We start from the raw sequence: 16,531 nt of genomic DNA on the forward strand, positions 1-16,531 counted from the left end.
GCCGACCGTGCGCCGAGACATCTTCACCGCGGACCACGACGCATTCCGGCAGCTGGCTCGCGAATTCATCGACAAAGAGGTGGTGCCGCACTACCCGGACTGGGAGCGGGCCGGGCGCATGCCGCGCGAAATCTTCGAGCGGATGGGTGAACTCGGTTTGCTGGGTACCGCCATCCCCGAGCAGTACGGGGGCGGCGGCATGCGCGACTACCGATTCAACGCCGTGCTGCAGGAGGAGGCCTACCGCGCGCTCGTCACGCTCAGCACCGTCCGCACCCAGATCGACGTGATCCTGCCCTACTTCTTGGAATACGCCGATGCCGAGCAACGCGACCGCTGGTTTCCGGGTCTGGCCAGCGGCAAGCTGCTGACCGCGATCGCCATGACCGAGCCGGGCACCGGCTCCGATCTGGCCGGTGTGCGCACCACCGCGGTTCGTGACGGCGGGGAGTACATCCTCAACGGCGCCAAGACATTCATCACCGGTGGTCTGCTCGCGGATCTGGTGATCGTGGTGGCGCGCACTTCGTCCGATCCGGACAACCGGCGCGCGGGGCTCAGCCTGATCGTGGTGGAAAGCGGCCGAACCGGATTCACCAAGGGCCGGGTGCTGGACAAGCTGGGCTGCAAGGTGCAGGACACGGTCGAGTTGGCATTCGACAATGTGCGCGTCCCGGTGGCGAACCGGCTCGGCGCCGAGGGGGAGGCGTTCACCTATCTCGGCCACAATCTCGCTCAGGAACGGATAACGGTCGCCGTCGGATCGGTGGCGCAGGCCAAGTCCGCGATCACCGCGACCATCGAATATGTGCAGCAGCGCAAGGTTTTCGGCCAGCCGGTGGCCGCCTACCAGAACACGAAATTCGAGCTGGCCGCGCTGTCGACGGAGGTGGAGGCGGCCCAGACCATGGTCGATCGCGCGGTGCTGGAACTGGTCGAGGGGCAGCTCTCGGGTGCCGATGCCGCACGGGTCAAGCTGTTCTGCACCGAAGTACAGGCACGGGTGGTGGACCGCTGCCTACAACTGTTCGGCGGCTACGGCTATATGACGGAATATCCCATTGCCCGGCTCTACGCCGATGCGCGTGTCGCCCGCATCTATGCCGGTACCAGTGAGGTGATGAAAATGATCATAGCCAAATCACTCGGGCTGTGATCCAGCACAAAAATTGGACCACATGAGACCCTTGTCACAGTCTCGAAACCAACCTACTGTGTCTTCAGTAGGTTGATCGAACGAAGGAGTTCGGTGTCCGATTCCGAAACCGGCACCCCTCGGCCATATGAGACGTTGCTCGCCAAGGGCGAGTACCGCAAGCTGCAGATTCTCGCCGTCGCACAGCGACTGCTCGCGCGCAACGGCTGGCGTAACACCACGCTGGCGCAGATCGCGCGGGAGGCCGGAGTCAGTACGGCCGGGGTGCTGCACCACTTCGAGTCCAAGGAGCAGTTGCTGCACGCGGTGCTCGAGGCTCGCGACACCGATGACGAACTCCATTCCGACCGCCGAGGCGATCTGATCGAACAGCTCGAAAACGTCGTCGACCGGTTCCGGCGTTCGCCGGATCTGGTCGGCATGTTCGCCGTGCTGCTCATCGAGAATCTCGACCCGGACGCACCGTTGCACGATCGCCTGCTCGGTCGGTACCGAGCCGCCGTCGCCACCATTGCCGGCGGCATCCGACGCGGCCAGCGCGATGGCCGGTACCGCACCGATCTGGACCCTGCCGTCAAGGCTGTGGAGATAGTCGCCTTTCTCAACGGGATGGAAACCTCATGGCTGCTAGACCCCTCGATTCCATTGAACCGGGTGTTCACGGAATACGTCCGCTCGCTCGAGCGCGAGCTCATGCCCGCAAGCACCCTCTGAGATATCGGCTGGCGGTCATCGCCCCCGATGTCGCCGATGTGGTGCGGTACTCGGGGGGTTGGCTATTCGATCGGGTGATGGCGGGGTGGGAGGTCACGGTCTGCGTCAGCGAGCTCGCCGATATCCGGCCATTGCGGATCCTCGGGGCGACCGTGCTGGATTTGGAGACCTCGCTGTCGTCGCAAACGGATGCGGGCGTATGGCCGGATGGAATGGCGATCGCCGCCAAGGTCTTCGAATCCGATCCGCGGGTCCGCCAGGGGGTGCTGCGGAATATCGAGGATCGGTCGTTCGAGGTGACGGTCTGGGGTGCCGCTTGTCCGAGCGAACTCGATTGCCGGACCGAGGGAGTGCAGCACCGGCTGAGCGTAGCCGCGCGCGCGTTCAAGGCGCGGGCGTTGGCGGCGTTGGGGCAACCGGTCGATGTGCTCGAGGATGCGGAGATGTTCCGCTGCAGCGGAACCCCGGATCACTTGGCGGCGGATCTGCTTCCGGTGGGGTGAGCTATGGCCGAGCGCCCGGTGTATTCGCATCGGGCGCTGGTGACGGCTGACGCCGAGACGTCGAGCAGGATTTCCCGATCTGGGAGTCGAAGGGCGTCACGTGGAATTGTCGAGAATTTCTCGAGTCAAGATCATGGCAGGAACTGGCTGGTCTCAAGGCTGACGCGGCAACGGCGGAACCCTTTCGAGACTGCTCGCTCATGCCGATGACCGCTGGTGTCTGGTATAGACACCCCGCCGCCCATCGGGGACGACAACGAGTACTCCCAGGCGGCGACCCGCGCTACGTCGGCGTCGAGGTCCCGCGGACCGAACGCTGCGGGATGTCGTGGCACGCACGATCCGTGCGGGGAGTCCACGATCTCCAAGGAGTTGGTGGCCGGAAAGACCGTTCTGGTCGCCGCGCACGGTAATTCCATGCGTGCCCTGGTCAAGCATCTCGAGGACACCTCCGACGAGAATGTCGCCGGTCTCAACATCCACCGGTATCCCGCTGCGCTACGAACTCGACGACGACCAATGCCCGATCGGCGAAGGTACATGGACCCGGAAGCCGCGGCGGCGGGCACCGCCGCCGATCATGGGTGGATCGCCCGCTTGATGATCCACCCGCCAGGCGAGCCGTCGACTCCCGAAATACATTGTGCGACTGCCCGTTCCACTCGCCTCATCTGTGACATTCCCAGCCCGGGGAAGAATTTCCCGGTTTGTTTACGACGTCAGCTACCTCGAACAGTCGCACGAGTTGGTCAGCCAGTACCACTGCATCACACAGATCCAAAGATGCGTCCTAATGTCCAGCGGTCCTGTCCCGCTGGACATGTGATCACGTGGAACCTATTGCGGCATAGCCCAAGAAGCCTGCGCCACCAGTGCCACCTGATCTTGATCGGCATGCGGATACGGACCGTGGCACGTCTCGATCCCGTCATCGACTTGGTTAGTGCGGCTCGAGTTGGTGGTCGACAGGTTTCGATGCGTCGGGCGATGGCTTCGGATCGAGCAGGATTTTGCCGATGGCGTGCCCGTCGGCGACCTGTCGCAGTGCGGTGGCGGCCTCGGTCAGCGGATACACCGCGCTGATATGCGGGCGGACGCATCCGGTGGTCAGTAGTTCTCGCAGTTCGTCCTCGTTGCGGCGGAATTCGGCCGGGTCCAGATCCTGGAATTGGAAGCCGAGTACCTGTATTCCCTTGACCAGCACGAGATTCAGGGGAATCCGCGGAATCACGCCGGAGGCGAAGCCGACGGTGACGAACCGCCCGCCGCGGCGCAACGATCGCAGCGCAGGCTCGGATAGTGGGCCGCCGACCGGGTCGACGACGGCATGTGCGCCGTCGGGCAGTGCCTCCTTCAGCGCCGCGCGCAGGTCACCGGCGGTGTGGTCGATCAGCCCGCCGGCACCATGATCGGCTGCGGCGCTGAGCTTTTCGGCTGACGATGCGACCGCGGTGACCTCGGCACCCAACCGCACCCCGAGTTGCACCGCCGCAAGACCGACCCCACCACCGGCGCCGAGGACGAGCAGCCGGTCCCCGGGCCGCACCCGGGCGACCGAACGCAGGGTGTGATACGCGGTCCGGTAGGCGACTCCGAATGCCGCTGCACAATGGTCATCGATTCCGTCGGGGATGCGGCCGAGCCCCGCGGCGGGCACGGCGACCTCTTCCGCGAACGCCCCGGCGATCCCGGTGCCGGTGACCCGGTCACCGATGGCGAATTCGGTGACATTGCCGGCGGTTTCGGTGACGGTTCCGGCGAATTCGCTGCCGGGTACGAATGGTGTCGGCACCTTGATCTGATATTCGCCAGCGATCACGAGCACGTCCGGGAAGTTGACCGCGGCCGCGCCGACCCGCACTCGAACCTGTCCCGATTCGAGTGCGGGCGCCGGGCGCTCTTCGATGCGCACGATCTCCGGCGGCCCGTAGGCCGGGCAGATCACGGCGCGCATATCACCGGCCCCGCCAGTTCGGCGCACGCTTCTCGGCGAAGGCGCGAGCGCCCTCTCTGGCGTCTTCGCTGCCGAATACCAGCGCCTGCCACGCGCCGAGCCGTTCGGTTGCCGCGGCGGCATCCGAAACCGCAAGGCGGGCCAGCTCTTTCGAGGCGGCCAGTCCGAGGGGCGCATTGCCGGCGATCCGCTCGGCCATGGCCAGTGCGGTCGAGAACACCGCGTCGGGCTCGGTCACCGCATTCACCAGCCCGATCCGTTCGGCGCGCGCGGCGTCGATGAGATCGCCGGTGAGCAGCAGTTCGAGCGCGATGCCGAGGGGGATTCTGGTGCCGATGAAGGTTCCGCCGCCACCCGCGAAGAGTCCACGCTTGACCTCGGGGAAGCCGAATTTCGCCGCCGCGGAGGCCACGATGACATCGCAGCCGAGCAGTAGTTCCAGTCCGCCACCGACGGCGCTGCCATTGGCCGCGCCGATCACCGGTACGTGCACCTGCCCCTTGGCCAGCCTGCCGTAGGCCTCGGCTTCCGCACCGCGGCCGAAGTCCTCGCCACTGGCGAAGGCGCGCAGGTCCATTCCGGAGCAGAAGGCGCGATCACCGGCACCGACGAGTACGACCGCCCGCACCAGCGGATCGGCCTCGGCCGCGATGATCGCCGCACCGATCCCGCGCATCATGGTGCCGGTCAACGCATTTCGCGCATCCGGGCGGTTGAGCCGGACGACCATGACCGAACCGTGCCGGTCGAGTACGAACTCCGCATCGGCGGTGTCTGTGGTTCGCTCGCTGCGCTTGGCGGTGTCGATTGCTCGCTCGCTGCGCTTGGCGGTGTCGATTGCTCGCTCGCTGCGCTTGGCGGTGTCGATTGCTCGCTCGCTGCGCTTGGCGGTGTCGATTGCTCGCTCGCTGGGCTTGGCGGTGTCGATTGCTCGCTCGCTGGGCTTGGCGGTGTCGATTGCTCGCTCGCTGGGCTCGGCTGTGTCGATTGCTCCCTTGCTGGGCTTGGCGGTGTCGATTGCTCGCTCGCTGGGCTCGGCGGTGTCGATTGCTCCCTTGCTGGGCTCGGCTGTGTCGATTGCTCCCTTGCTGGGCTCGGCTGTGTCGATTGCTCCCTTGCTGGGCTCGGCTGTGTCGATTGCTCCCTTGCTGGGCTCGGCGGTGTCGATTGCTCGCTCGCTGCGCTCGCTCATGATTTGTACTCCGTGCTTTCGGCCAATTCGGCGGCGGCGTGCATGGTGTCGACGACGATCGGTCCGAACGCCGCCAGTTTGACGTCGCCCTTGGCGCGTTGGAAGCCGCGCTCGAGCACGATGGCCAGCTTCCATTTGGCCAGGATCAGGTAGTAGTCGATATCGTCGACCTGCCGTCCGGACACCTCGGCGTAGTGCGCGAGCATCTGCTCGCGCGAAGGCATGTACTGCATATTGGCGTAGCCCTTGGTGGCCACGGCCGGGTCGCTGGTGTCCTCCGGCCACCCCTGCAGCATCCAGCCCAGATCGAGCTTCGGATCGCCGACGGTCCCCATCTCCCAGTCCACCAGCGCGGCCAGCCGTGCCGGTCCGCCGTATCGGAACATCACATTGGCGAACTGGTAGTCGCCGTGCATCAGGCCGGGGATGTAGTCCAGTGGGCGGTGCGTGCGCAGCCATTCGGTGGCCACGTCCATGCCGTCGAGCACGCGGGCGCCATCGATCTTGTCGTAGAAGTTCAGCCACCGCGATACCTGGCGCTCGTGGTAGCCGTCCGGACGTCCCAGATCCTGCAGACCCTTGGCCTGCCAATCCACCTTGGACAGCAATGCGATGCCCTCGGCCAGCTGGTAGCCGAGTCCGGCCCGTGCCCGCAGGTCGGAATCGAACGGCTCCGGCCAGACGCCGCGATGGTCCATCGGCGACCAGCCGTCGACGAAGCCCATCAGATAGAAGGTGCGGCCGAGGATCGACTTGTCGGTGCACACCCCGATGGCGGCGGTATGCGGGACATCGGTGCCGTCGAGGGCCTCGATGATCCGCCACTCGCGCAGGATGCCCGCATCGCGGTCGGCGGGTGCGTCGGCGGGTGGGATGCGGATGACGCAGACGTGTTCGCCGCGGCGGATCTCATAGATTTCGTTCTGCGTGCCGCCGGACAGGAATCGGGCCACCAGCGGCTCACCCTTACCGGGCAGGCCCTGGCGGTCCATCCATTCGGCGAGTCGCGCGTTATCGATCGTCACAGGTTTCCTACTTCGTGTTCGAGGTATTCGGCGAACTTCGCCCTGGCCGCTTCCTGCTTTGCCGGAATCCACTCGGTGGGCCACATGCCGTCGGCGGGTTGGTAGTCGCGCAGCACCTGTTTGGCCACCGTGGTCTTGTGCACCTCGGTCGGCCCGTCGGCCAGACCCATGACACCGGCGCCGTGGATCATCCGGAAGAACGGCATCTCGTTGGTGGTGCCGAGGGCGCCGTGCACTTGCATTGCGCGCCAAGCGATATCGTGCAGGACGGTCGGCATGACGATCTTGGCCGCGGCGATATCCTTGCGGACCTTCTTGTAGTCGTTGTACCGGTCGATCTTCCAGGCGGTGTGCAGTACGAAGAGCCGGAACTGAGCCAGTTGGGCGTAGGAATCGGCGATATAGCCCTGTACGAACTGCTTATCGGCCAACCGGCTGCCCGCGGTCGTACGCGACAGGGCCCGCTCGCACATCATGTCGATGGCCTTCTGCGCGAGCCCGATGGTACGCATCGCATGGTGGATGCGGCCGCCGCCGAGGCGGGTCTGTGCGATGACGAAGGCCTGGCCCTCGCCGCCGAGCAGGGATTCCTTGGGCACCCGCACGTTTTGGTAGTGGATGAGCGCGTGGCTGCCGTCGTTCATCGGTTCGCCGTAGAGCCCGACGTTGCGCACGATCTCGATACCGGGGGTGTCGGTGGGGACCAGGAACATCGACATGCCCTGGTACGGGCTCACTTCCGTATTCGTCACGGCCATGACGATCAGGAAGGCCGCGGTTCTCGCGTTGGAGGAGAAGAACTTCCAGCCGTTGATGATCCAGTCGTCGCCGTCGCGCACCGCCCTGGTCTCGAACCGGGTCGGATCGGCGCCCGCCTGCGGTTCGGTCATCGAATAGCTGGAGAACAGCTCACCGTCGAGCAGGGGCCGCAGGTAGCGCTGTTTCTGTTCCTCGGTGCCGTAGTGGGCGATGATCTCGGCATTGCCGGTATCGGGCGCCTGGCAGCCGAATACGATCGGTGCCCAGGAGGAACGGCCCAGAATCTCGTTGAGTAGCGCCAGTTTCAGCTGTCCGTAACCTTGGCCGCCCAACTCCGGGCCCAGGTGTGTCGCCCACAGGCCCTGTCGCCGCACCTCCTCCTTGAGTGGCTGGATCGCCTTGCGCCGCGCGCCATCCAGTGGCACGAACTGCTCGTGCTCCCAGACGAGGTCGAGTGGTTCGACCTCCGCGCGCACGAATTCATCGGCCCAGTCCAACTTCCGCTGGTACTCCGGATCGGTCTCGAAATCCCACGCCATTGCATCTCCTCTCGCTTGGTGAGAATATCCTTCTCATGATGAAGAACGCAATTCTTTCCGGGCTGGTGGAGTCGGATCGATACCTGGAGGTCGCGTCGTGAAGGCCGAGGATCAGTTCCATATCGGGATCGTGGCTACGGACTTCGAGGCCACCCTGGCGACGTTGTCCGCGGTGCTCGGCAGCGAGTGGGGACCCGAGATCGGCGGGCCGGTGGCGGTGGGGCTGCCCGATGGCGAACAAGCCGTCGTGGAGTTGAAATGCCGGTACTCGACGACCGTGCCGCGGTTGGAGGTCGTACGCAGCGTGGCGGGCACGCTGTGGGAACCGGTGCGCGACGCCGGGATTCATCACATCGGCTATTGGTCCGACGACGTGGCCGCCGACGTTGCCGAACTCGAGCGCCACGGCTATCTGATCGAGGCCACCCGGGCCGCCGACGCCGGGCGGCTGTTCTTCGCATTTCTGTGCGGCGTCAACGGGTTCCGGGTGGAACTGGTCGATCGGGCGGCGGAACCGAGTCTGGTTCGCTGCTGGGTGCGGCCGTCAGACGTTCAGTAGCCGTGCCAGGTTGCCGCCCATGATCTTCGCCTGGTCCGCCACGGGCAGTTCTTTGATCTCGTCGATATAGCGGGCGGGCTCGGCCAGGCCCTCCGGATGCGGGTAGTCGGACCCGAACAGGACGTGGTCGGGGCCGATGAGCCCGGACAGTTCGATCAGATCCTCCTCCCAGAAGGGACTCACGTAGATCTTCTTGATCATCTCCACCGGATCACTCGGGAAGCCCTCGGGCGCCTTCTTGTAGATATCGGCGAGGTCGGAGAGCAATCCGGGTAGCCACTGCGCGCCGTTCTCGATGACCGCGATCTTCAATTCCGGGAACCGGAACAGCGCGCCGTGGCACACCCAGGACGCCATCGCGTCGCGGATCGGCTGCCACTGGTTGACCATTTTGAAGGTATTGGTGACGAACGGGAGCATCTCCTGCTGGACGCCGTCCCACTCCGAGGCGTACCGCGCATAGCCGCTGTCGGAGGAGTGCATGGTGACCAGTACGTCGAGTTCGACGACCCGCTTCCAGAAGGGGTCGAATTCCGGCAGCGCGAACGAGCGCGGTCCACGGAAGCCGGGCACTGGAGCCGGGCGCACCAGGATGGCTTTGGCGCCGCGCTCGACGACCCATTCCAGTTCTTCGATCGCCTTGTCCACGATGGGCAGACTCACCACCGGCACGGTGAAGATCCGGTCCTTGTAATTGAACGACCAGGTCTCGTGCAGCCACTCGTTGAGCGAATGGACGACCGCGTGGATCAGTTCGGGATCCTCCTTCATGCGCTCCTCGACCAGGCTGGCCAGAGTCGGGAACATGAGGGCTCGCTCGATCTGCAACTCGTCCATGAGTTCGAGCCGAGGGCCGGGCTCACGGAAGGCGGGGGTAGCGCGGATCGGTTTGCCGAAGATCTCGCGCTTGCTCTTACCCTCCGGATTGCCGTTCTTGAAGTAGTCCTCCATGGCGCCGGGGGCGGCGACCACATCGAAGGTGGGGTTGGGGATGTACTCACTGATCTGGCCGCGAATGGCGATCTTGGTGCGACCGTCGACCTCGACATACTTCACCGCGCCCTGATACTGCTTCGGCAGAAATTTGGTCAGCGCCTCCTTGGTTTCGTAGAGGTGGTTGTCGGCGTCGAACAGCTGATAGGGCAGATCCCGCTGGGCCATGAAATTATCCTTAACGTTGTGGGAGAATCTTATTCTCCGAAGGGTTGTCCAATCCTGTCAAGGATTACAATGAACGGCGGTCAGCCGCTGATCCGCGCGCCCGAGTCGAAGCCCCACAGTGCCAGCGTCATCAGCAGATTGACGCAGATCATGACGGTAATGCTGGCGCGCATCGCGCGACCGGCGGCGACGCCGACGCCCACCGGACCGCCCGCGGAGTAGTAGCCGAAATAGCACTGGATGGTTGTGGTGATCACGACGAAGACGACCGCCTTCGCCAACGAGTACCCGACATCGGTCGCACTGAGCACCATGCGGAAGTAATGGTCGTAGGTGCCGGGTGACTGACTGCCCGCGAGGCCGATGGCCACCTCGACCGCGACGAAATTCATTGCCAGACAGACAAGATAGAGCGGAACGATGGCGGCCACCGAGGCCATGAGCCGCGTTGTCACCAAGTAGGGGATGGACCGGATGGCCAGTGTCTCCATCGCATCGATCTCTTCGGCGATGCGCATGGCACCGAGTTGGGCGGTGAATCGGCAGCCCGCCTGGGATGCGAAGGCGATGGAGGCCATGATCGGGGCCAGTTCGCGGGTCGAGGCCGTCGCCGAGACCAGCCCGGTCGCCGGTCCGATGCCGAGCAATTTCAGTGCGCTGTAGCCCTCGATCCCCACCAGCGCGCCGCCGCTCGCGCCGAGCACGACAATGATGCCCGCCGTCCCGCCGCCGACGATGAGTGACCCATTGCCCCAGGTGATGTCGGAGATCAGGCGCAGCAGTTCCCTGCGGTAGTGGCGCAGGACAATGGGAATGGAGGTGATCGCGCGCAGGAAGAATATGGCCATATGCCCCAGGCGCATGGCTCCGCGCAACGGTGCGTCGGCAACGCGCAGCACCTGTCCGATGCGCAGCGGATAGTACGGCGCCGCCATCTCAGAGTGCCTGCCGTGGGAAGAGCATTGTGTACATCTGGGTGAAGCCCACGTTCACCACCATGAGCAGCACGATCGAGGCCACCACGGTGGCATTGACCGAATTCGCCACCCCGCCGGGACCGCCCTTGGTGCTCAATCCCTTCTGGCACGCGACAACGGTCACGATGAGCCCGAACACCACAGCTTTGACCACCGCCAGATACATATCGCCGATGCGCGCGAACGAGGAGAAGGTGGCGATGAAGCTGCCGGGCGTACCGCCCTGGACGTAGACATTGAACAAATATCCGGCGAGGAATCCCACGAAGGCGCTCAGCCCGGTCAGCCCGACCGCGACCACCACCCCGGCGGCCACCCGCGGCACCACCAGCTTGCGCAGCACCGAGACCCCCATCACCTCGAGCGCGGCGATCTCTTCCCGGATGGTGCGGGAACCGAGGTCGGCGCAGATGGCCGAGCCGACCGCTGCCGCGAGCAGCATCGCCGTGACAACGGGTGCCGCCTGGCGGATGACAGCGAGACCGCTGGCCGCGCCGGCCAGCGAGGTCGCGCCGACCTGACCCGCGATCAAGCCGAATTGAATCGAAAGGGTCGCGCTGATCGGCAATGCGACCGCAATGGTCGGCAGGTAGGAGGTTTTGATCATGAAAGCGGCCTGCCGCACGAACTCCTGAAATGCGAAACGGCCTGTGACTATGTCGATCACGAGATACTGCACGGCACGCACACCCAGTACGAACTGGGCGCCGACCGTATCGAGCGACGCGACGGGATGACGGTGCAGATAGCCGCGTCCCCAGTTCCTGATCCGCGTGATCGACGGTGCCGACGATTGATCGATCACATCACACCAGTTCCACTTTGCTGGCCAGCCAGCGCTCGCCCACCCGTTCCATGGTCATGACCATGCGGCTGCGATCGATCCGCGGATCGGGGCTCACCGAGTTGGTGACCTCCTGATCGACGAACAGCATGACCTGGACGTGGTCCTTGGTCGCCGACTTGATACTGGAGTCCACGATGCGTCCCTTGCTGACCGCCTGGTGTTCCACCAGCAGTGCCTTGAGCTGATTACTGGATTGGCTGTACATATCTTTGAATTCACCGGTCGCACCGTCGAGGACGGCGGTGAAGTTCTGGTCGATGTGCTGGGAATCGATACTGGTCAGCGTGATCGCGTAGTTCTGTGCGGTGGTTGTGGCCTGTCTTGCCGCGGCATCCACCTCGTCGCGGTCGTGCTGCTTCCAGCCGAGAATGCCCGCGAGCACCGATGCCGATATCGCGACGACAGCAATGGCGCCGACCGCGGCGCGCGGTGCCCACCGACGCCAGGAGGGCGGTGCCGCCGTCTCGTTCGCGGCCGAGTCGTCGGCCACCGAGTCCGAATCTGATGTCTCGGTATCGGTTGTCTCGGTTGCGGTTTCCGTGTCCAGCACCGATTGCTTCATCGAAACCTCCTGGCCTTCGTTGTTGATTTGCTACTTCGGCGGCACATATCCCGGAACAGGTGCGCCGCCATAGGGTTTCGGGATCGACAGCGGGCCCTGCGGCGTCGGATCGGCGGTCGCCAGCGGATCGACTCCGGGCGGTGGGTGTGCGGTGTCGTCACCGGAGGGCCGTGGCGCGTTGCGCGCACCACGCGGCACGAGCGTCGGATCCGGGTCGGTGCAGTAGGCGTACAAGTAGGGTTCGGGATGGTTCGCGACGGTGACGGGCAGGCGAGGCAGGTCGTAATCGCACTGCTTTCGTGGATAGATGCTGGCGATCGCCCATACCGCGCCGTCGTGGAATGCCGTGCCCAACGCGTCGGCGGCGGAACCGGCTCGCTGCGTGGGGAAGAACAGATTGTTGATGGCCGGAACGTGCACGTACGACATCTGGGCCACGGTCGCGAGATTCCCGAGCAACTGCACCATGGTCGGGGAGTTGTCGGCGATGATCTGGTCCATCGTCCGCAACATCTCCGGCCCGGTATCGAGCAGGGTTCGGAACCCGCCCGTCATCGAATCCACCCCCGCGAGAGTGCGTTCGAGATCGGCCGCGGTTGCCGCCAGACCCGGACCGAGCTCACGGGCGGTGCCGAGCACCACCTCGCTATTGCGCAGCAGGCTGACGGTCTGCGGGAGTACCGCACCGAGTGTGGTGATCAGGAAGGCGCCACCGTCGATGATCGCCGCCAGCTTCTCCGGCGCCGCCGAACTCGCGCCCAATTCGCGCACGATCGCCTGGAGTTTGTCCGGATCGAGTTGGGCGATGGTGCCGTTGAGGTCGCCGAGCAACTGTGCCAGTTGCACCGGCACCGTGGTCCGATCGGTGCCGATGACCGCGCCCGCGGCGAGGTACGGGCCGCCGGAGGTCGCGGGGACGAAATCCAGGTACTGCTCGCCGGCCGGTGAAAGTCCGGCCACCCGGACCGTACTGTCGGTCGGGATCCTGGTGCCCGCATCGATCGATGCGACCGCGACCACGTCACCGTCGACCAGATCGATCGAGGACACCCGGCCGACGTGGACACCGCGGACCGTGACATCGCGGTCGGGCAGCAGACCACCGGACTGGGCCAGGTGGACCCGGATCTGATAGGTCGAGGCGAACGGATTCAGCTCGAGCGATCCGAACACGACATGGGTAGCGCCCGCAATCAGTGTGGCCACCAGGGCGATCAACGAGACGACGAGTCGATGACGGACCAATCGGTCGGTAATCGCGAGGGCGACGCTCGCCGCCGACTCCAAGCGGATCTCGAAGGGGCGGCTCATCGTCCCGGTCCGATCACTCGGCCGTACAACCGACCCAACGTATATGCCAGCGAACCGGCGAAGTTGGCCCAGTCCGTCTGGTCGGGCACTCGCGCTTCCGGATTGCCCGGGAAGTTCGGGTCGGGCACCGCTCCGAGCGCAATCTGATAGATATCGGCATCGGCGGTGGCGGCGGTGGAGTTGGCCACCTTGCCACCGACAACGGCCAGTGCGTAATTCAGCCCATCGAGGTTGGCATTCGGATCGGTCGCGGCGGTATCGAGTCCGGCGGCGAGATTATTGATGTCGGTGATCAGGCTGCGCTTTCCGGTGCCGTTGATCGACGGAAACTTGTTGAGCTGACCGGCGATCCGATTCAACTGCGCGACGATATCCACGATGTCCTGCGTGCTGGCGGCCACCACATCCAGAGCCGGGCCCGCGGCGGCCACCGCGTCGTTCACTGTCGACTGTTGTGCGGCAACGGTTGCGGTCAGTGTGGCGGTGTCGTGGACCACCGCCCGGATCTGGTCCGACCGGGCCGAGAGCGTCCGGACCAATGCGGTCATCTGAGCGATCAGCTCACCCATGCGGTCACCCCGCCCGCCGAATTCGGCGCCGAGACCATTGATCACCTTGGTCAGATCGCGGATCACGCCGCCGTTGACCAGCAATGCCGCGCGCGTGAGCACTTCCTCGATGGTGGCCGCCGCCGAGGTCGACGATTGCGGAATGCTGTCCCCATCGTGCAGTACATCGGCGCCGGGAGCCGGATTCGGTGGCGGGTTCAGTGCGACGAATACATCGCCGAGTGGTGTGGCCGACCGCAGTTCGGCGGTCGTGCCTACGGCCAGCGCGACCTCGGAACGGATCCGTAGGGTGACGACGGCGGCGTAATCGCGTGCCGTCATGGATTCGACCTCCCCGACATCGGCGCCGTCGACCTTTACCTTGGCCTTGGTGGGGAGATTGAGCGCATTGGCGAAGGTGGCCGTCAGCGCGAAGCTGTGTGCGCCGACCGATGGTGCGGGCAGCGGCATCCGGTCCAGCCCCACCGAACACCCGCTCGCCGCTGCCATGGCCAGGAGCACGACCGCGGCAGCGGTGAATGTTGCTTTCCCGGTGGTCATTTCGGCAGACCCGCGATTCCGGCCAGCATGGCGACGATGCCGAAGTCCGGCCCCATATCGGACATCTTCCCGGTATTGCAGCCGAGTTGTTTCAGGTCGAGCATGTTGCATACCTGCTTCACCATCTGGCCGTCGAATACGACCTTGTCCACGTTCACGTGCACCCGGCCCGCGCCCACATTCGGGTCGATCACGGCGTAGGCGTTGTCGACGACCAGTGGGAACAGGTCCATGAATTCGGCGACGTTGCGGTTGTAGTCCGACAGGCTCTGGAAGATGACATTGGCTCCGCCCGCGGTACTCGCCAGGGCGCCGCGATTGCGTTGCATGAGATCAGTGGTCCGGGTGAGGATTTCGTTCAATTTCGCGCCGGTGTCGCCGGTGCCGAGGTTTTGTTGGGCGAGCAGGTCGCTCAGCTGGCGGACCCCGGCACCGAATTCGCGAATCGTCTGGTCGTTGTTCGCGGCCGCGGCGGTCAGCGAGTCCAGGTTGTGTACCAGGGTGGTGATGGCGTTCTTGGTGGCGGCGCCGTGATCGTCGCCCATGCGCAGCGCTCTGGACAATTGATCGAGTGCCGTCTTGATCTCGTCGCCGTTGTTGCTCGCCACCGCCGCGCCGACATCGACCGCATCGGCGATCGGGCCGTGGCCCTGCCCGTCGCCCTGCAAGGACGTGGACAGCTTGTCCGCCATCGCGAGCAGACTGTCGAACTCGACCGGGGTCTTCGTCCGCTCGGTACCCAGCGTCGCGCCATCCGGCAGGGTCGGTCCGCCCTGGTAGACCGGAGTGAGTTCGATGTGCCGGTCGGTCAGCACCGAATCCGAGACGGTCACCGCCGAGACATCGGCCGGAATCCGCACGGAGGCGTCCACACTCATCGTCACTTCGACATATGAGCCGCGTTGCGCGATGCTGGCCACCCTGCCGATCCGCATGCCGAGCACAGCCACCGGATTTCCGACGAAGACACCGGCGGCGCTGTCGAAATGCGCTGTCACGGTGATGGTTTCGCGATTGAGCCGGGCCAGCGGAGTGCTGGCCGCGCCCGCGATCAGCGCGGCCACCGCGAGCACGAGAATCAGCTTGACCGCGCGGGGTAACGATCTCATCGACAGTCCTCCGAATAAGGGGGCAGCTGGACCTGCGCGCGGCCGACCAGCGCACACATGAAGGAGTCGAGGAACGCTCCCGAGGACGCATTGGCATCCAGTTCGGTGCCGGAGCCGGTCACATCCGCCCAACTGCGCCAGGGCACCGGAAGGATCTGCAATATGTTGCGCAGCAGGTCGTCGTGCCGGCTGAGCATCTGCACCAACTGGCCGAGATTGTCGAGCAGGGATTGGATTTCGGGCTGGTCGTCCACGACGATCGGCTGCAGTGTCCGCACCACATTGCTGGTGGCCGCGATGAGGGCCGCGATGGCCTGCCGTTTGGCCGCCACCTCTCGCAGCAGGTCGCGGCCCTGGTCGACCAGCACGCCCAGGCCCGCGCGCTGATTCTCGATGACCGTGGTGAGTTGGCCGGTGCTGGTCAGCAGTGTGCCGATCTGTCCGCGCCGTTCGGCGATCACACCGGACAGCGTCGTAATGTTCTGCATCACCGACGGAATCAGCTGCGGCAAACCGTGCAACTGGGTGGACAATTCGGTGAGCGCCTGCCCGACCTTGTCGGCATCGACCTGATCGAAGGTGGTCGTGGCATCGGCGAGGGCCGACTGCAGATCATAGGGAACACTGGTCTGCGCCAAGGGGATTCGGCCATTGGGCAAGGCGCCGGAACCGGCCGGTGCGAGTTCGACATACCGATTGCCCAGCAATGTGGTGAGTTTGATCGCCGCGGTCGTGGCGGGGCCGAGTGCGACGTTGTCGGCGATGCTCAGCGTTACCGTCACGTGGTCTCCGGCCAACCGCAGGCCGACGACATGGCCGACCGGCACGCCCGCGACGGTCACCTGGTCGCCGGCACCGAGCTGGGCGGCCTGCGCGAAATCCGCCTCCAGGCGTCGCTCACCGATATCGAGCGAATTGACGACCAGTGCGGCGACGACCGCGACGACCAGCAGGGCAATCGCCGTGAATCCGAGCCATGGCCTGCTGAGATCTTCGAGTTGCCGCCGCCCGGTTCGCGTGCGGCCGTGGCGATTCCAGGGTGTGCGCATGCGCC

General features: G+C 65.1%; 16 protein-coding genes. 4 read left to right on the forward strand and 12 right to left on the reverse strand.

Features of this window, described 5'->3' with window-relative positions; all coding sequences use genetic code 11:
* The first annotated feature begins 7 nt into the window (after nucleotides 1–7).
* From AB0L58_RS15495 to AB0L58_RS15505, 3 genes are all read left to right on the forward strand, one after another.
* Entirely contained in the window at nucleotides 8–1,156 is a 1,149-nt protein-coding gene (locus AB0L58_RS15495; RefSeq protein WP_364386898.1) for an acyl-CoA dehydrogenase family protein, read from the forward strand.
* Nucleotides 1,157–1,249: 93 nt separating this feature from the next.
* Complete coding sequence (locus AB0L58_RS15500) at nucleotides 1,250–1,870, forward strand: TetR family transcriptional regulator (protein WP_364386900.1); 621 nt, start codon at nucleotides 1,250–1,252, stop codon at nucleotides 1,868–1,870.
* 77 nt (nucleotides 1,871–1,947) lie between these two features.
* Nucleotides 1,948–2,373 (forward strand): hypothetical protein, encoded by a 426-nt coding sequence (locus tag AB0L58_RS15505; protein WP_364386902.1) that lies wholly within the window; start codon nucleotides 1,948–1,950, stop codon nucleotides 2,371–2,373.
* 940 nt (nucleotides 2,374–3,313) lie between these two features.
* Here AB0L58_RS15505 and AB0L58_RS15510 read toward each other — a convergent pair.
* From AB0L58_RS15510 to AB0L58_RS15525, 4 genes are read right to left on the reverse strand one after another with little or no spacing between them, the layout of a single operon-like run.
* Nucleotides 3,314–4,327 carry an NADPH:quinone oxidoreductase family protein gene (locus AB0L58_RS15510; RefSeq protein WP_364386904.1) on the reverse strand — a complete coding sequence of 338 codons (1,014 nt, stop codon included), beginning with the start codon at nucleotides 4,325–4,327 and terminating at the stop codon, nucleotides 3,314–3,316.
* A gap of 1 nt (nucleotide 4,328) precedes the next feature.
* A complete protein-coding gene (locus tag AB0L58_RS15515) occupies nucleotides 4,329–5,519 on the reverse strand; it encodes an enoyl-CoA hydratase-related protein (protein ID WP_364386906.1) in 1,191 nt (396 codons plus the stop codon).
* On the reverse strand, nucleotides 5,516–6,511 hold the full coding sequence (locus tag AB0L58_RS15520; RefSeq protein WP_364387582.1) for a phosphotransferase family protein: 996 nt from the start codon (nucleotides 6,509–6,511) through the stop codon (nucleotides 5,516–5,518). Before AB0L58_RS15520 ends, AB0L58_RS15515 begins: the two co-directional genes overlap by 4 nt.
* Before the next feature lie 29 nt (nucleotides 6,512–6,540).
* Nucleotides 6,541–7,842, reverse strand: coding sequence for an acyl-CoA dehydrogenase family protein (locus AB0L58_RS15525; protein ID WP_364386908.1), 1,302 nt, complete (start codon nucleotides 7,840–7,842; stop codon nucleotides 6,541–6,543).
* A gap of 97 nt (nucleotides 7,843–7,939) precedes the next feature.
* Between AB0L58_RS15525 and AB0L58_RS15530 the strand changes: the two genes are divergently transcribed.
* Nucleotides 7,940–8,401 carry a VOC family protein gene (locus AB0L58_RS15530; RefSeq protein WP_364386910.1) on the forward strand — a complete coding sequence of 154 codons (462 nt, stop codon included), beginning with the start codon at nucleotides 7,940–7,942 and terminating at the stop codon, nucleotides 8,399–8,401.
* On the opposite strand, the gene AB0L58_RS15535 is transcribed toward AB0L58_RS15530, so the two are convergent.
* The 8 genes from AB0L58_RS15535 to AB0L58_RS15570 form a co-directional block, all read right to left on the reverse strand.
* Complete coding sequence (locus AB0L58_RS15535; RefSeq protein ID WP_364386912.1) at nucleotides 8,387–9,562, reverse strand: amidohydrolase family protein; 1,176 nt, start codon at nucleotides 9,560–9,562, stop codon at nucleotides 8,387–8,389. The genes AB0L58_RS15530 and AB0L58_RS15535 overlap by 15 nt on opposite strands.
* A gap of 80 nt (nucleotides 9,563–9,642) precedes the next feature.
* Nucleotides 9,643–10,497 (reverse strand): ABC transporter permease, encoded by an 855-nt coding sequence (locus AB0L58_RS15540; protein ID WP_364386914.1) that lies wholly within the window; start codon nucleotides 10,495–10,497, stop codon nucleotides 9,643–9,645.
* A gap of 1 nt (nucleotide 10,498) precedes the next feature.
* Nucleotides 10,499–11,344, reverse strand: a complete 846-nt coding sequence (locus AB0L58_RS15545; RefSeq protein WP_364386916.1) for an ABC transporter permease — start codon at nucleotides 11,342–11,344, stop codon at nucleotides 10,499–10,501.
* 1 nt (nucleotide 11,345) lies between these two features.
* A complete protein-coding gene (locus tag AB0L58_RS15550; protein ID WP_364386918.1) occupies nucleotides 11,346–11,948 on the reverse strand; it encodes a hypothetical protein in 603 nt (200 codons plus the stop codon).
* A gap of 30 nt (nucleotides 11,949–11,978) precedes the next feature.
* Entirely contained in the window at nucleotides 11,979–13,259 is a 1,281-nt protein-coding gene (locus AB0L58_RS15555; protein WP_364386920.1) for an MlaD family protein, read from the reverse strand.
* Nucleotides 13,256–14,368, reverse strand: coding sequence for an MlaD family protein (locus AB0L58_RS15560; RefSeq protein WP_364386922.1), 1,113 nt, complete (start codon nucleotides 14,366–14,368; stop codon nucleotides 13,256–13,258). Before AB0L58_RS15560 ends, AB0L58_RS15555 begins: the two co-directional genes overlap by 4 nt.
* Nucleotides 14,365–15,477, reverse strand: coding sequence for an MlaD family protein (locus tag AB0L58_RS15565; protein WP_364386924.1), 1,113 nt, complete (start codon nucleotides 15,475–15,477; stop codon nucleotides 14,365–14,367). Before AB0L58_RS15565 ends, AB0L58_RS15560 begins: the two co-directional genes overlap by 4 nt.
* Complete coding sequence (locus tag AB0L58_RS15570) at nucleotides 15,474–16,526, reverse strand: MCE family protein (protein WP_364386926.1); 1,053 nt, start codon at nucleotides 16,524–16,526, stop codon at nucleotides 15,474–15,476. Before AB0L58_RS15570 ends, AB0L58_RS15565 begins: the two co-directional genes overlap by 4 nt.
* Nucleotides 16,527–16,531 lie beyond the last annotated feature (5 nt).

Origin of the sequence: Nocardia sp. NPDC052112 (assembly GCF_040680135.1) — a bacterium.
Lineage (GTDB): Bacteria > Actinomycetota > Actinomycetes > Mycobacteriales > Mycobacteriaceae > Nocardia.

Bases quoted from the DNA above. Each gene is read 5' to 3' on its own strand.
- AB0L58_RS15505 (WP_364386902.1), top strand. From the start codon at position 1,948: ATGGCGGGGTGGGAGGTCACGGTCTGCGTCAGCGAGCTCGCCGATATC.
- AB0L58_RS15510 (WP_364386904.1), bottom strand. From the start codon at position 4,327: ATGCGCGCCGTGATCTGCCCGGCCTACGGGCCGCCGGAGATCGTGCGC.
- AB0L58_RS15515 (WP_364386906.1), bottom strand. From the start codon at position 5,519: ATGAGCGAGCGCAGCGAGCGAGCAATCGACACCGCCGAGCCCAGCAAG.
- AB0L58_RS15520 (WP_364387582.1), bottom strand. From the start codon at position 6,511: ATGGACCGCCAGGGCCTGCCCGGTAAGGGTGAGCCGCTGGTGGCCCGA.
- AB0L58_RS15525 (WP_364386908.1), bottom strand. From the start codon at position 7,842: ATGGCGTGGGATTTCGAGACCGATCCGGAGTACCAGCGGAAGTTGGAC.
- AB0L58_RS15535 (WP_364386912.1), bottom strand. From the start codon at position 9,562: ATGGCCCAGCGGGATCTGCCCTATCAGCTGTTCGACGCCGACAACCAC.
- AB0L58_RS15540 (WP_364386914.1), bottom strand. From the start codon at position 10,497: ATGGCGGCGCCGTACTATCCGCTGCGCATCGGACAGGTGCTGCGCGTT.
- AB0L58_RS15550 (WP_364386918.1), bottom strand. From the start codon at position 11,948: ATGAAGCAATCGGTGCTGGACACGGAAACCGCAACCGAGACAACCGAT.
- AB0L58_RS15555 (WP_364386920.1), bottom strand. From the start codon at position 13,259: ATGAGCCGCCCCTTCGAGATCCGCTTGGAGTCGGCGGCGAGCGTCGCC.
- AB0L58_RS15560 (WP_364386922.1), bottom strand. From the start codon at position 14,368: ATGACCACCGGGAAAGCAACATTCACCGCTGCCGCGGTCGTGCTCCTG.
- AB0L58_RS15565 (WP_364386924.1), bottom strand. From the start codon at position 15,477: ATGAGATCGTTACCCCGCGCGGTCAAGCTGATTCTCGTGCTCGCGGTG.
- AB0L58_RS15570 (WP_364386926.1), bottom strand. From the start codon at position 16,526: ATGCGCACACCCTGGAATCGCCACGGCCGCACGCGAACCGGGCGGCGG.